Annotated in this window: 14 protein-coding genes and 1 tRNA gene; 12 read left to right on the top strand and 3 right to left on the bottom strand. The window is 66.3% G+C overall.

Translation table 11 applies throughout. From position 1 onward, the window contains the following. Window positions 1-88: 88 nt before the first annotated feature. On the top strand, window positions 89-1,093 hold the full coding sequence (epsC, locus tag ACETPF_RS05560; protein WP_373933326.1) for a serine O-acetyltransferase EpsC: 1,005 nt from the start codon (window positions 89-91) through the stop codon (window positions 1,091-1,093). A 194-nt stretch (window positions 1,094-1,287) separates the two neighbouring features. Then, on the top strand, window positions 1,288-1,716 hold the full coding sequence (locus ACETPF_RS05555) for a protein tyrosine phosphatase family protein (RefSeq protein ID WP_373933325.1): 429 nt from the start codon (window positions 1,288-1,290) through the stop codon (window positions 1,714-1,716). Here ACETPF_RS05555 and ACETPF_RS05550 read toward each other — a convergent pair whose 3' ends face one another. Further along, window positions 1,717-3,123 carry a helix-turn-helix domain-containing protein gene (locus ACETPF_RS05550; RefSeq protein ID WP_373933324.1) on the bottom strand — a complete coding sequence of 469 codons (1,407 nt, stop codon included), beginning with the start codon at window positions 3,121-3,123 and terminating at the stop codon, window positions 1,717-1,719. 140 nt (window positions 3,124-3,263) lie between these two features. Between ACETPF_RS05550 and ACETPF_RS05545 the strand changes: the two genes are divergently transcribed. Continuing rightward, entirely contained in the window at window positions 3,264-3,437 is a 174-nt protein-coding gene (locus ACETPF_RS05545; RefSeq protein ID WP_373933323.1) for a hypothetical protein, read from the top strand. A 41-nt stretch (window positions 3,438-3,478) separates the two neighbouring features. Here ACETPF_RS05545 and ACETPF_RS05540 read toward each other — a convergent pair whose 3' ends face one another. Beyond that, window positions 3,479-5,590: a TonB-dependent receptor gene (locus ACETPF_RS05540; RefSeq protein WP_373933322.1), complete on the bottom strand. Its 2,112-nt coding sequence runs from the start codon at window positions 5,588-5,590 to the stop codon at window positions 3,479-3,481. Window positions 5,591-5,702: 112 nt separating this feature from the next. Continuing rightward, entirely contained in the window at window positions 5,703-6,611 is a 909-nt protein-coding gene (locus ACETPF_RS05535; RefSeq protein WP_373933321.1) for a LysR substrate-binding domain-containing protein, read from the bottom strand. A 111-nt stretch (window positions 6,612-6,722) separates the two neighbouring features. Between ACETPF_RS05535 and ACETPF_RS05530 the strand changes: the two genes are divergently transcribed. The 9 genes from ACETPF_RS05530 to ACETPF_RS05490 all read left to right on the top strand — a co-directional run bounded on the left by ACETPF_RS05530 (window position 6,723) and on the right by ACETPF_RS05490 (window position 14,417). Next, window positions 6,723-6,796: transfer RNA gene (locus ACETPF_RS05530), tRNA-Gly, on the top strand. Between the two features lie 258 nt (window positions 6,797-7,054). Beyond that, window positions 7,055-7,711 carry an isochorismatase family protein gene (locus ACETPF_RS05525; RefSeq protein WP_373933320.1) on the top strand — a complete coding sequence of 219 codons (657 nt, stop codon included), beginning with the start codon at window positions 7,055-7,057 and terminating at the stop codon, window positions 7,709-7,711. Between the two features lie 42 nt (window positions 7,712-7,753). Further along, on the top strand, window positions 7,754-8,575 hold the full coding sequence (locus tag ACETPF_RS05520) for an alpha/beta fold hydrolase (RefSeq protein ID WP_373933319.1): 822 nt from the start codon (window positions 7,754-7,756) through the stop codon (window positions 8,573-8,575). A 22-nt stretch (window positions 8,576-8,597) separates the two neighbouring features. After that, window positions 8,598-8,846: a XapX domain-containing protein gene (locus ACETPF_RS05515; protein ID WP_373933317.1), complete on the top strand. Its 249-nt coding sequence runs from the start codon at window positions 8,598-8,600 to the stop codon at window positions 8,844-8,846. Then, a complete protein-coding gene (locus ACETPF_RS05510; protein ID WP_373933316.1) occupies window positions 8,843-10,771 on the top strand; it encodes an amidohydrolase in 1,929 nt (642 codons plus the stop codon). The genes ACETPF_RS05515 and ACETPF_RS05510 overlap by 4 nt, the downstream gene beginning before the upstream one ends. Before the next feature lie 160 nt (window positions 10,772-10,931). Further along, window positions 10,932-11,837, top strand: coding sequence for a glyoxalase (locus tag ACETPF_RS05505; RefSeq protein ID WP_373933315.1), 906 nt, complete (start codon window positions 10,932-10,934; stop codon window positions 11,835-11,837). After that, window positions 11,834-12,262: a DoxX family protein gene (locus ACETPF_RS05500; RefSeq protein ID WP_373933314.1), complete on the top strand. Its 429-nt coding sequence runs from the start codon at window positions 11,834-11,836 to the stop codon at window positions 12,260-12,262. The genes ACETPF_RS05505 and ACETPF_RS05500 overlap by 4 nt, the downstream gene beginning before the upstream one ends. After that, the gene (locus ACETPF_RS05495; RefSeq protein ID WP_373933313.1) at window positions 12,255-13,616 is read left to right on the top strand and encodes an alginate export family protein; all 1,362 of its coding nucleotides are present in this window, start codon (window positions 12,255-12,257) and stop codon (window positions 13,614-13,616) included. Before ACETPF_RS05500 ends, ACETPF_RS05495 begins: the two co-directional genes overlap by 8 nt. A gap of 105 nt (window positions 13,617-13,721) precedes the next feature. After that, window positions 13,722-14,417 (top strand): YoaK family protein, encoded by a 696-nt coding sequence (locus ACETPF_RS05490; protein WP_373933312.1) that lies wholly within the window; start codon window positions 13,722-13,724, stop codon window positions 14,415-14,417. Window positions 14,418-14,444: the final 27 nt, after the last annotated feature.

Raw genomic sequence — 14,444 nt, 5'->3', positions numbered from 1 at the left:
AACTGTCAGTCCCCAAGCAAAACTCGTTTATCGCCCTGTGCGCGGCCAAGCTATGCCGGCATGTGTCGAAGTGCATGAGGCGGATATGATGGCGGACGGACCGGACGAGGATCGCATCGTCGAGGGCTATTGGAATCTGGACCAGCTGGTCGTCGATCTCGGCGCAGCGCGCAACCGCTGGCGGCAGGCGCAGCGCCATCATGCCGAATATGGGGCGGAAGGCTTTCCGTCGCGCGCGAACCTTACCAAGATCATGCAGGCGCTATGCGGCGCGCTCTTCCCGCTGCGCCTCGGCCCCAGTTTCGTGCGCCTCCACAATGAGGATGCCTTCGTCGCCGAAACGCTCCAGACCGTGCTCAGCCGCCTCTACGGCCAGATCAGGCTGGAACTGATCTATGCGCTGAAGGATGAGCCCGCCGCGGTGCTGGACCGGGAGGCCGCGCGCATCATCGGCGGCTTCGCGCAGAGCCTGCCGGCCTTGCGCGCACTGCTCGACACCGATGTCGACGCCGCTTTCCTCGGCGATCCCGCCGCGCGCAGCGTGGACGAGGTGCTGATCTGCTACCCGTCGATGCTGGCGATCATCCACCATCGCCTGGCGCATCAGCTGCACGAGCTGGGCGCGCCGCTGGTCGCGCGCATCATGTCCGAAATCGCGCACAGCGCCACGGGCATCGACATTCACCCCGGCGCGCGGATCGGCCACAGCTTCTTCATCGACCATGGCACCGGCGTCGTGATCGGCGAGACCGCGATCGTCGGCAACCGGGTGCGCCTCTACCAGGGCGTGACGCTGGGTGCGCGCAGCTTCCCGGCCGACGAGAAGGGCGCTCTGGAGAAGGCGATCCCGCGCCATCCGATCATTGAGGATGACGTCGTCGTCTATGCCGGCGCGACGATCCTGGGCCGCATCATCGTGGGCAGCCGATCGGTCATCGGCGGTAATGTCTGGCTCACCGACAGCGTTCCCGCCGACAGCAATGTGCGCCAGGCCAAGGCGCAATATGAAGTGACCAGCCGCGTCGAAGTCTCCGCGCCGCACCGCGTCCACGCGCTGCTGGAGAGCACGGACGGGGTGGGGGAGAATATTTGAATGCCGGGGCGAGCGGCGCGGCCGCAAGAGCGGCTGTCGTCATGGGCAGACCCTGGAGCAGGCATAACGGCGCAGCTGGCGCATGCGCGGCAAGAGGCGGGGGCACCTGTAGAGCCTCCGCGCCTTTGCGCGAACAATATCTTGAAACCCGCGCGCCGCCGTCGCATGGCTCTCCGGTAAGAAGGAGACGCTCCATGTTCCGCAAGCTCACTGACCGCATCCTCGTATCGCCGCAGATCAGCGTGGAGCAAGTGGCCGAGGCCAAGGCACAGGGGGTGACGATCATCGTCAACAACCGCCCCGACGACGAAGAACCGGGCCAGACCAACGGCGCCGAGATCGAGGCAGCGGCGAAGGCGGCGGGCATCGCCTATGTCGCCGTGCCGGTGTCGCATGGCGGCTTCGCGCCCTGGCAGCTCGACGGCATGGCGCAGGCGCTGGAACAGGCGGAGGGGGGCAAGATGCTGGCCTATTGCCGTTCGGGCACCCGCAGCACCTTGCTGTGGGCGCTGACCCGCGCGCGCGCCGGCGACAATGGCGACGTGCTGGCCGCGCAGGCGGCGGCGGCGGGCTATGACATCGCGCCGGTGCGGCAAGTCATGGATACGCTCAAGCCGCAATAATCACACCCGCCTGAACGGAAACGGCGCAACCGTGCGTTCGTAGCTGTGAAGGTCCAGCGCTCGGGTGACGGGGGGCAGGGCGCGATCCGGGCAGTCGCGCCGCTCGCACAATGGACAGGTGGGGCCGATGCCGGTCGCCTCGTCGCTTGCGACATCGATGCCGTCGGCATGGACGATCCGTCCCGCATGTTTCGCCTCGCAACCCAACGCCACAACCGATCGCCCCCGCGCACGTCCCCGCGGCAGAGCGACCGCCAGCGTCAGGAACCGGCGACCCTCCAGCGTCTCGATCAGTTGCGCCGCGACCCTGCCGTCCGCCGGCGCGTCGGTCGCGTCCCAGCGCGGGCAAGTGCCGCCATAGCGGGCGAAGGGCCAGGCCTCGCCGTCGAAGCGCTTGGCGATGATGCCCGCCCGGTCGATCTTCGCCATGAAGAAGGGGATGCCGCGCGCACCGGTGCGGTTGAGGCTGGTCAGCCGATGGGCGAGTTGCTCGGTCGATACGCCAAAACGGTCGCAGAGCAGCGGGATGTCGTACCGGCTCTGCTCCGCCGCCTGACGGAAGCGGTCATAGGGCATGACCAGCGCGGCGGCGGCATAGTTGGTGAGCGCGATCTGAGCGAGCCGGCGGCTGTCCTCGTCGGGCGGGGCGGCGCGGGCGACCTGCGCCGTGATGCCGTCCGCCAATTCCTGCGCGCACAGATGATAGGCGATGGCGAACAGCCGCCCCGACGCCGGCAGCCGCTCGCTCAGCATCAGTCTTCGGCGGTGCATGTCATAATGGCGCAGCGTTCCGGCCAGCACCTCGGCGCGCACCATCTGCACCGCCATGCCATGCCGGTCCTTCAGCCGCGCGCGCAGCGCCGCCTGAAGCAGCGCCGGGTCGTCGGGCAGTTCCCCGGCCAGGCTCTCCGCGCCCGCGTCGATCTCGGCGAAGTGATTGCCGGCGCGCGCGATCGTCTCGCGCAGCCAGTCGAGCGGCGCGACCAGCGGTGCAGGGCCGCGATCGGCGGCCGCGGCGTCGCCCGGCAGGCGACGCAGGTCGGTCAGCGCGCGGTAGAACCGGGCGATCGCCTCGCCGACGCCGGGATAATTTTCCGCGACCTCCAGCACCTCGTCGCGCGCGATCCCGATGTCGCGCACCAGCGCGTCGGACAGGATTTCACCCAACTCGCCGGGGCCGCCTTCCGCCGGCGTGGCGGTGAAATCGCGAATGTCGATGTCATAGGTGTTGGCCAGCCGCAGCAGCATCTGCGCGGTCAGCGGTCGCTGGTTGCGCTCCAGATGGTTGAGATAGCTGGGCGATACGCCCAGTTCCTCGGCCATGCGGGTCTGATTGAGGCCGAGCTCGCGGCGCAATACGCGCAGCTTTGGCCCGAGATAGAGTTTGCGGTCGCTGATCTCTGCCATTTGGTCATAATGTCATACTATGACATTATGACCAAATAATATCGTGACTTCGGGCCACTCATCGGCCTGTTCAAGTGGGTATGGCTGTCTAAATCGCTGTTCAGAAGGGCCGCCCGGCCGCAGACGGAAAGGACGCCAGCATGACCAGCGATACGATGACCAAGCCCGAACCCGCCCGGTCGCGGGCGGTGTTCAGCCAGGAGGATTTCGGCCTGATCCGCACCGCCATCGCCCATTATCTGCGCGAGGTGCAGGACCAGCCGGAGTCCGTCAAATATGCCAATCTCTACCACCGGCTCGGCCGGGTCGCGTGAGCGAGTGAAGCGGCCGGGGCGCGCCAGCCCCGGCCACTGCATCACAGCGAGAAGCGCGCCGTCAGCCTTATGTCGCGCCCGGCCAGCGGCGCATAATCCTTGAGGAAGCTGGCGTGCCGCCGCGCTTCCACATCGAACAGATTGTTCGCCGACAGCATCAGCGTCGTGCGATCGTTGCCCGCCAGCGGCTTGAACGACAGCGAGGCGTTGACCATGGTATAGCCATCGGTCGGCGTTTCGAAATCGGTCACCCGGTCCTGATCGAACACATGCTCCACCTCGGCCCGGGCCGAGAAACGGTCGCCCTGCGCCTCGACCCCGCCCAGCAGGCGGAGCGGCGGGATGCGCGGCGCGGGGCCGCTCCCTTTGATCGTCGCGCGAACATAGTCGGCCAGGCCGTCGATGGCGATCTTGGTCGAGCCCACCGTCGCCAGCGTGACCGATCCCTCCACCTCGAAGCCATAATAGCGCGCGTCCGCCTGCGCGTAGGCGTAGCAGGGGAATTCCAGATCCTCGCCGCCATTCACCGTCTGGCACACGCTGTCGGGCGCGACGCTTTCATAGATATAGCCGCTGAACCAGTTGTGATAGGCCGCCAGGCTGAAGCTGTATCCTGCGCCCGATCCGCGCAATGTGCCCTCCACGCCCCAGCTCTTTTCCTTACCGAAATCGGCGTTGCCCAGCTCGAACGCCTGGGTGCCCGCGTGATTGCCGCGCGCGAACAATTCTTCGGCCGACGGCGCGCGCTCGCTGCGCGAGAGGTTGAGGCCGATGCGCCAGTCGGGCAGGATCGCCTGGCTGATCCCCAGCGAGCCGGAGACGGCGTCGAAACTCCGGCTGCGCCCGTCGAAGAAGAGGCTGTCGTCGGCGTCGGCGCTCAACTTGCTATGCTCGTAGCGCGCACCGCCCTCGATCCGGGTCGCGCCCAGGTCCAGCGATTGCAGGGTGAAGAGCCCGAATTGCTCGGTCTGGTTGCGGGGCAGGAATTTCTCCTCGCCGACCACCTCGAACCGGCGGGTGAAATATTGGACGCCGGACGCCCCGTCCCATCCGCCCCGCTTTGCCTGGACGAATTCCAGCCGGCTTTCCATCGACTGATTGTTGAACGTCGTGCCGACGGCGCCCGTATCCTCGATCTCCTGATGCTGATAGTCGGCATAGCCGGCGCGGAAGCGGACTGAATCAAGGAAGCCGCCATTGACCGCGACCTCGCTGCGAAGGTCCACCCGGTCCTGCTTCATCCGCAGCCGCACTTGCTCCGCCTCGCTGTCGGGGTCCAGCGAATAGCGGACCGGAACGCCGTAGAAATTGTCGGTATGGGCGAAGGACACCCCGATATTGCCGCCCGCGTCGATATAGGCCGCGCCGCCCGCGACTTCCCAGATCCGCCCCGCGCTGTTGGGCAGCTTGCCGCGCAGGCTGGCAAGGTCGCGTATCTCCGCCTCGTCGCTCGCTGCCGCCTGGGCCCGCAGCGTGGGGGTCAGGATATAGCTGCCGGTGTCGAGATTGCCGGTCTTGCTGTAGCTGCCGTCGAAATGGACGACGAACTTGTCGGTCAGCGGCACCTCGATCTCGCCCGATCCGCTGCGCTCGTTGGCGGCGCTGCCATAGTTGGCGAGCGCGTCGATATGCACCGGCTCGTCGGGCACGCGGCGGGGGATGCGGCTGTCGATCACATTGACCACGCCGCCGATCGCCGACGATCCGTAGAGCAGGGCCGACGGGCCGCGCAGGATTTCGATGCGGTCGGCGGTCAGCGGGTTGATCGCGACGGCATGGTCGACCGAGGTGTTGGACACGTCGAAGCTGCCGATCCCGTCGGTCAGGATGCGGACGCGTTCGCCCTGAAAGCCACGCAGGATCGGGCGGGAGGCATTGGGGCCGAAGGAGGTCGCCGACACACCCGGCTGCCGCGCCAGCGTTTCGCCGATGCTGGGGCGCAGTTCGCGGGTCAATTGCTCGCCGGAAACGACCGTGGTGCCCGACAGGATATCGCCCTGCCGCCGGGGGATGAGCGCGGTGACGACGATGTCAGCACGCTGGTCATGATAGGCGCCCCGGCCGGCGGCGGCATCGGGCGCTTGAGCGAAGGCGGGGAGGGCAAGGCAAAGCGGCAGGGCGCAGCTGGCGCGCAGAATCGTCAGGCGGGACATGGAGGATCAACCCTTTGTGGTTCTGGTCTGAATGAGACCCTGTATCCCGCATGTTACATCATATCAACATCGGTTTGCCGCATTTTCGCTGCGGCGCATCATGGGTCGGCTGTCAGAGGAACAGGAAGTCGGCGAGCGCCTCGACCGCCGCTTTCTCCTTCGCGCGTGGTCCGATCGCCTGCCGCACCTCGATTCCCGGCAGGGGCATGTCGAGCGGCAGGCGGGTTATGCCCGGCATCCGCCCCAGGTCGCGCGCCAGCGGGCCGAAGGCGGGGAAGCAGCCCGCGCCCTCGCGCAGCGCGGCGACGATCGCGGCCATGTCGTCGCTCTCCAGCAGCACCGGCCCCAGCGCCGCCCGCCCGCGCGCCAGCGCCGCGTCGGTCACCTGCCGCAGCCCGCCGCCCGGTCCCAGCGCCAGCGCCGGGGTGATCGCCAGCGCGTCCCGACCTACCGTCTCGGCACGGGCGAGCGGATGTCCGCTGCCCACATAGAGGCTCAGCGGTTCCGACCAGCCATAGCGGGAGGGCAGGTCAGCCGGCTCCTCCAGCGCATAGAAATAGACGATATCGGCTCGCCCCGCCGCCAGCGCCGCCGCCGCGTCGTGGGCGCTGTGCACATGCAGGTCGAGCGTGATCGCGATATCCTCGTTCGCCGCCTCGAACGCGGCGAGCGCATCCTGCAAATGGCCGAACACCGGCGCGGGAGCGGCGAGCACCAGCGTCTGTCGGGCCCGTTCGGGGGGAAGGACAGGGGCGGCGAACGCGTCGTCGGATTCATCCGGCGCGGGCGCGTCCTGCCCCAGCAGCGTCATCGCCTGCGCCGTCTTGCGCCCCGCCGCCGTCAGCCGCGCCGCGCCCGCCGGATCGTCGAACAGCCGATAGCCCAGCCGCATCTCCAGCGCTGCGATCTCGGCCAGCACTTGCTCGACCCCGACCCCCAGATCATCCGCGCACCGCGCCGCGCTGCCCGCCGCCATCATCTGCGCGAAAAGGTCCAACTGGCGCAGGGATGGGCTGTCCATGGCAAGGGTGATAGAGGAAATGGCCGGACGGCGTAAGCGCGATTGTGCGCCGTGCGCGCAAAGCCGGGTTGACGAACCCCGCCCGGAAATGGCAGGGCGCTGCTCTACCGGGCGGGTATAGCTCAATGGTAGAGCACTAGCCTTCCAAGCTTGTGATGCGGGTTCGATCCCCGCTACCCGCTCCACGCATTTCCCCAAAACATCAGCCGCTTTTTACCGCCTCTCACCAGTTTGAGCGGTGAAGCTTGTGCGGTGACGCTGTGGTGAGCGCCGGGAGAAAGTGCCTCGATCTCGTCGCGCAACGGGCATGAAGGCCGCCAAACGTTCCATTTCTTAGAACAGAACTGCAAATTTTATCTGACTGCGCAGGAATGATCGCGCCGGGTAAAGCTCCAATCACACCGGAACCGACCGAGTGTCCGAACTTCAGATTGGAGACCGACATGACCATCCAAGCGACCCCGACCCCTGGCAAATCCCTTATCACCGCCGACGATCACACCCTCGTCATGATCGACTTCCAGTCGCAGATGGCCTTTGCGACCAAGTCGATCCCGACCGAGCTACTTCGCAACAACGCCGCGCTGGTCGCCAATGCCGCCGCCGGTTTCAACGTTTCCACCATCCTGACCACGGTCGCCGTCGACAGCTTTTCCGGCCCCATGTTCAGCGAGATCACCGACGCCTTCCCGAACCAGCCGCTGCTCGACCGCACGTCGATGAACACATGGGAAGATGCCGCCGTCATCGACGAAGTGAACCGTATCGGCAAGCAACGGATCATCTTCGCGGGCCTCTGGACGTCGGTCTGCATCGTCGGCCCCGTCGCGTCGGCGATCGACCAGGGTTTCGACGTGTATTTCATCGCCGATGCGTGCGGCGACATCTCGGCCGAGGCGCATGAGCGTGCCGTCGAGCGGATGATCCAGCTGGGCGCGAAGCCCATGACCTCGCTCCAGTATCTGCTGGAACTGCAGCGCGACTGGGCCCGCAGCGAAACCTACGACATGACCACCGGCATCGCGAAGAAGTGGGGCGGCGCTTACGGGCTCGGGATCACCTACGCCAAGACCATGTTCGGCGCGTCCGAGGCCCATTGATCCGCACCCTTCCTTCTTATTCCAGACGCAAAGGAATGTCATATGAGCAACTTCGTCACCGCCGCCGATGGGACCGAGATTTTCTATCGCGATTTCGGTCTGGGCCAGCCCGTCGTCTTCGCCCATGGCTGGCCGCTCAATGCGGATGCCTGGGACGGCCAGATGCTGTTCCTGGCGCAGAACGGCTATCGCGTCATCGCCCATGATCGGCGGGGCCATGGCCGGTCGGGCCAGCCCGCGACAGGCAACGACATGGACACCTATGCCGACGATCTGGCAGCGGTGATCGAAGCGCTCGACCTTCAGGACGCGATCCTGGTCGGCCATTCGACCGGCGGCGGCGAGATTACCCGCTATGTCAGCCGGCACGGCACGGCGCGGGTCGCCAAGATGGTGCTGGTGAGCGCAGTCACTCCCGTCATGAAGCGCAGCGAGAGCAATCCCGACGGCCTGCCGCAGGAGGTGTTCGACGGCATCCGCAAGGCGGTGCTGGACAATCGCTCTGGCTTCTACCTGTCCTTCCCGGACATCTTCTTCGGCTGGGACATCGGCTTCGCGAAGGATGAGAGCCTGCGCCTGGCCTTCTGGCAGCAGGGCATGTCGGGCAGCGCCTACGCCCAGTATGAATGCGTCGCGCAGTTTTCTGAAACGGACTTCACCGCCGACCTCAAGGGCATCGATGTCCCGGTGCTGATCGTCCATGGCGACGCCGACCATGTCGTGCCGATCGACATCACGGCGCGCAGGGCGGTCGAGATCATTCCGAATGCGACGCTGACGGTCTATGAAGGTGCGCCGCATGCCGTGCCGACCATCTTCCAGGACAGGCTGAACGCCGACCTGCTCGCCTTCGCCAGGGCCTGATGCCGCACAAGGGAGAACGGACATGAAAGCCTATATCATTTCGCTCGGTGCGGGGTTGCTCGTGGGCATCGTCTACAGCCTGCTGGGTGTTCGTTCTCCCGCCCCGCCAGTCATCGCGCTGGTCGGTCTCGCCGGGATATTGCTGGGGGAACAGCTGATCCCGGTGGCCAAGCGCCTTGCCGCCCACACCGAACTGGCGCGCGTCGTGACGGATGACTGCGCCAACCATGTGCCGGGCGATCTGCCCACGAACGCGAGGCGCGACGCATGATGACCCGCCGCCAGCTGCTCGGCAGCGCCGCCGCCACCACCGCCCTTGCCGCCACTCAGGAAAGCTTCGCCATGACCCAGACCGACCTTCTCCTCGTCAATGCCAAGGTCACGACGCTCGACCGCGAAAATCCGGTGGCGCAGGCCGTCGCGATCCGGAACGGCAAATTCCTGGCCGTCGGCTCCGAACAGGCGGTTCGCGCCGCCGCCGCGCCGGATGCCCGCGTCATCGACGCAGGCGGCCGCCGCCTGATCCCCGGCCTGATCGACAGCCACATCCATGTGATCCGGGGCGGGCTGAACTATAATATGGAGCTGCGCTGGGAAGGCGTGCCGACGCTGGCCGACGCGATGGCGATGCTCAAGAAGCAGGCGGAAAACACGCCGCCGCCGCAATGGGTGCGCGTGGTTGGCGGCTTTACCGAACATCAATTCGCCGAAAAGCGCCTGCCGACGCTGGACGAGATCAACGCCGTAGCGCCGGAAACGCCTGTGTTCATCCTCCACCTCTACGATCGCGCGCTGCTCAACGCCGCCGCGCTCCGCGCCGTGGGCTATACCAGGGACACGCCCAACCCGCCGGGCGGCGAGATCGTCCGCGATGCGGCTGGCAACCCCACCGGCCTGCTGCTGGCCCAGCCCAATGCGACGATCCTCTATGCCACGCTGGCGAAGGGGCCGAAGCTGCCGCAGGACTATCAGCTCAACTCCACGAAGCATTTCATGCGCGAGCTGAATTCGCTGGGCGTCACCAGCGTGATCGATGCGGGCGGCGGATCGCAAAACTATCCCGACGACTATGAAGTCATCGACAAGCTGCACAAGGATGGCGAGCTGACGCTGCGCATCGCCTACAATCTCTTCACGCAGAAGCCCAAGGAAGAGCTGAAGGACTTCGCCAACTGGTCGACGCAGATCAAGCCGGGCGATGGCGACGATAGCTACCGCCACAATGGCGCGGGCGAGATGCTGGTCTATTCGGCGGCCGACTTCGAGGATTTTCGCGTCGCGCGCCCTGACATGCCGCCGGAGATGGAAGGCGATCTCGAACCCGTCATCCGCCTGCTCGCGGAGCGCCGCTGGCCATGGCGGCTGCACGCAACCTACGACCAGACCATTTCTCGCGCGTTGGACGTGTTCGAGAAAGTGAACCGCGACATTCCGCTCAAGGGTCTCAACTGGTTCTTCGACCATGCCGAGACGATCAGCGCGCGCAATATCGACCGGATCGCAGCACTGGGCGGCGGGATCGCGGTGCAGCATCGCATGGCGTTCCAGGGCGAATATTTCGTCGAGCGCTACGGCGCGAGGGCGGCCGAGGCGACCCCGCCGATCAAGCGGATGATGGATGCCGGCGTGCCGGTGGGCGCAGGCACCGACGCGACCCGCGTCGCCAGCTACAACCCCTGGGTCTCGCTGAGCTGGCTTGTCACGTCCAAGACCGTGGGCGGGCTGACCCTCTATCCTGTCCGCAACCGGCTCGACCGCGAAACCGCGCTTCGCCTGTGGACCGAGCGGAACACATGGTTCTCGAACGAGGTCGGCAAGAAGGGCCAGATTAAGGCCGGGCAGCTGGCCGACCTGGCGCTGCTGTCCGACGATTATTTCACCGTGCCAGAGGGCGACATCGCGCATCTCCGCTCTGTCCTGACCGTGCTGGGCGGCAGGATCGTCTATGGCGAAGGCAGCTTCGGCCCGCTCGCTCCGCAAGCGCCCAAGGCGATGCCCGACTGGTCGCCGGTCGCGACCTTCGGCGGTCACTGGCGTCGGGACGAGTCGGCGAAGAAGCTGGCATCGGCCTGCGGCTGCGCCTCCGCCTGCAATGTCCACGGCCATGACCATGCGGCCGCGCTCGGCGCGACCGTGCCCGCTGCGGACGTTCAGAGCTTCTGGGGCGTCATGGGCTGCGGCTGCTGGGCCGTGTGACGGGATCGGCGCCTCTCCCAGGCAGGGGGCGCTTCCCATCGTTCGACAATATCGAACAATTTCTCTGAACTTATCCGGATCGCTCGGACAGCTTTGGCCGGGTAGAAATGACTCGCGACCTCAAGCGACGCCCGAAAGCGACCCAATCGGAGACAGATATATGAACCGTCTTACCCTCCTGATGGCAACCGCCCTGGTCGCCATCAGCCCCGCCGCCGCGCCTGCGCAAGCGCCAGCATCCACCAAAGCCAGCGCCGACTATTCGGTCGGCCCGCAATATGACACCACGCATGTCTATGTGGCGCCAGAAGATTTCGACCGCTTCGTCGCCAGCTTCACCGCGACCTTTGGCGGCACGACCAGCAAGCAGGGTGTGTTTCAGGTCACGCCGACCGACAGCAAGACCAAGTCGCAGCTGGCGCTGACCCCCGCCGGCACCGTCTCGGTCTTCGGATTTCTGACCCCGATCCCGGCCCCCTTCGGCGCGGAACGCACCGGCTATCTCGTCACCGACCTTGATGCCGCTGTGGCGTCCGCCGTCCGGCATGGCGCGACGCGCCTTGTCACCAGCTTTCCCGATCCCATCGGCCGCGACGTGATCGTGCAGTGGGCAGGCGGCGTAAACATGCAACTTTATTGGCACACCACCAAGCCCGCCTATCCCGCGCTCGCCACCGTGCCGGAGAACCGCATCTACCTGACCGCAGACGCTGCCGACACATTCGTGAAGCAATGGCGCGGCTTTGCCCATGCGACCGTCACCGCCGATGACAAGGCCGCGCCGGGCGCGGACATCGGCCAGCCGGGCAAAAGCTATCGCCGCATCCGCATGACCTCGGGCTATGGCAAGATGAGCGTGATTGTCTCGGACGGCCAGCTTCCCTGGCCCTATGGCCGCGACATGACGGGATACGAGGTCAGCGACCTGCCCGCGACGCTTGCGAAGGCGACAGCGGCCGGCGTCGAGACCCTCGTCCCCGCCCATGTGGAGGGTGATCGCCAGTCCGCGATCGTCCGCTTCCCCGGCGGCTACATCGCCGAAATGCACGCGCCGGTGAAGCCATGACCGGCCGGGACGCTCCCCGCTTCGTCGATGCGATCCTCGACTGGCGGCCGATCTGGTTCCTGGCGCGGCTCGCGCTGGTGGGCGCCTATCTGCTGGGCGGCATCGTCAAGCTCACCGACTGGCCGGCCGCCGTCGCTGAACAGGCGCATTTCGGGATGAGCCCGCCCGCCGTCTGGGCGGCGCTCACCATCGGGATCGAGCTTGTCGGGCCGATCCTGATCCTGACCGGATGCTTCCTGTGGCTGGGTGCCGGGATGCTGGGCGTTTTCACCTTGCTCGCCGCCTTCACCGCCAACGCCTTCTGGACGATGCCGGCGGGGCAGGATCGCTTCATGGCGACCAATGCCTTTTTCGAACATATCGGCCTCGTCGGCGGTTTCGTGCTGGTGGCGCTCGTCGCGGAGCGGGAACGGCGCGATGCGTAGGAGCCTCCTCGTTGCCGGGTTGCTGGCAGGGGCCGTTGCGGCGCCCGCCGCCGCCCAGCAGCGGGAAGCATGGGACGCGCCCACGCTCACCATCACGCGCTACGACGAAGACTGGTCGGACCTTGCCGACGCGAACAAACGGGCCCGTCACTGGACCGGGCCGCTCAAATATCTCCCGCTCGGTGACGATAGCTGGCTGACGACCGGCATCGAGTTGCGCGCCCGGCGCGAATCCTACCAAAATAACCTGTGGGGCGGGTCGGATGCGTCGGATGACAGCTATCTCTGGCTTCGCGCGCTCCCCTACGCCGATCTTCATGTCGGCGGAGTGCGCGCTTTTGTTCAACCGGTCCTGGCCTATGCGGTCGGCGTCGCGCCGACCGTTAGCCCCGTCGACCAGACGCGCGTGGATCTGCTCCAGGCTTTTGGCGAAGTCGATCTTGGCGGAGTCACGCTGCGGGCCGGCCGCCAGATGCTGTCGCTCGGTACGGAGCGGCTCGTCGGCACACGCTATGGCCCCAATGTCCCGCTGGCCTTTGACGGGGTAAGGGCCGACGTGCCGATCGGGCGCGCGACACTCGCCCTGTTGGCTGTGCGGCCGGTTCAGCCGGGCTCCGGCAGCTTCGATGATGCAAGTTCCAAAGCCAAGGCGCTCTGGGGTGCCTATGCGATGCTGCCGGGGCTCGACATCTATTATCTGGGCTATCGCGATCGCTTTGCCCGTTTCGGCGGCCTGACCGCGCGGGAGGTTCGGCACAGCATCGGCCTGCGGTCCCACGGCGTGCGCGGCGACTGGCACTGGAACGTCGAGGGCGTGGCACAATTCGGCCATTTCGCGGGGCAAAGGATCGCCGCCTGGACGATCGGCACGGAGATTGGCCGCAGCTTTCCCGCGCTTGCTTTCGCCCCCGACGCGACGCTGCGGTTCAACATCGTCAGTGGCGATGGCAAGGCGGGTGACGGAAGGATCGGCACCTTCAACGCCCTATTCCCCAAGGGCAAATATTTCGGCGAGCTCTCGCCGGTCGGCCCGACCAATATCATCAACTTCAATCCGCGCATCAGCGGCACGCTCGGCGGCGGAGTGTCGGCGAGCATCGGCGCGAACGCCTATTGGCGCGCCAGCATTGCCGACGGCGTCTATGACATTCCCGGCAATCTGGTCCGCGACGCCGGCACCAGCAAGGCGCGCTTCATCGGCGGCGAGGCCGAGGCGACCGTCGCCTGGCAAGCCACGCCCGAATGGGAATTGTCAGCCTCGCTGTCCGCCTTCGCGCCGGGCGACTTCATCCGCGAGACCGGTCCGGCAAAGACGATCACCATGCTGGGGCTGGAAAGCAACTTTCGCTTCTGACGATAAGATTTCGATTTTATCGAAGATTTGGTGCGATCTTATTCGACTGCATCAATCGAGAGGCGCCCGCTACACAGGCGACACCAGACGTCACCGGAGGCCCTTATGACGATCGAGAAACCCGCCGCTTCGCCGCTTCCCTGGCTCCTCCTGCTCCTTTCCGTGACGACCGGTCTGGTCGACGCGATTTCGGTCCTGGGTCTCGGCAAAGTGTTCACCGCGAACATGACGGGCAATGTCGTCTTCCTGGGTTTCGCCGCCGCCGGCACGCCGGGCTTCGAGTTTGCGCCTTATGTCGTGGCCATCGCGTCATTCATGATCGGCGCGCTGATCGCCGGACGGATCGGCAAATGGCATGCCGGCTCGCCTCTTCGCCGCTGGCTGATCATCGCTGCTTCTGTCGAGGCCATCCTTCTGTGGGTCGGCGCGGCGGTGGCCGTCGGGTTCGACGGTGCGACGCAGGACCCGGGCTGGAAGGTCCATGTCATCATCGCCCTGACCGCGCTGGCGATGGGCTTTCGCAACGCGACCATCCGCCAGTTGAAGATCCCGGATCTCACCACGACGGTCCTGACGCTGACCATCACCGGACTTGCGGCGGACTCCAGCCTCGCTGGCGGCGCCAACCCCAACTGGCCTCGCCGCATCGGCAGCGTGGCCGCCATTTTCCTTGGCGCGGCGATCGGCGCCTGGCTCGTGACCCATGGCGGGCTGGTCGCCCCGCTCATCCTGGCGGGCGGATTGATCCTTGCGGGCACCCTGGTCTGCACCCTCCATCCCGCCGCATCGAGGCCGCTCTAAGTCTGCGGCGCGTTTTCCATCCTGGGT

Origin of the sequence: Sphingobium agrisoli (assembly GCF_041877245.1) — a bacterium.
Taxonomy (GTDB): Bacteria; Pseudomonadota; Alphaproteobacteria; order Sphingomonadales; family Sphingomonadaceae; genus Sphingobium.
Note: the sequence above shows the minus strand (reverse complement) of the source record. Positions and strands in the feature narration are given on the sequence as shown.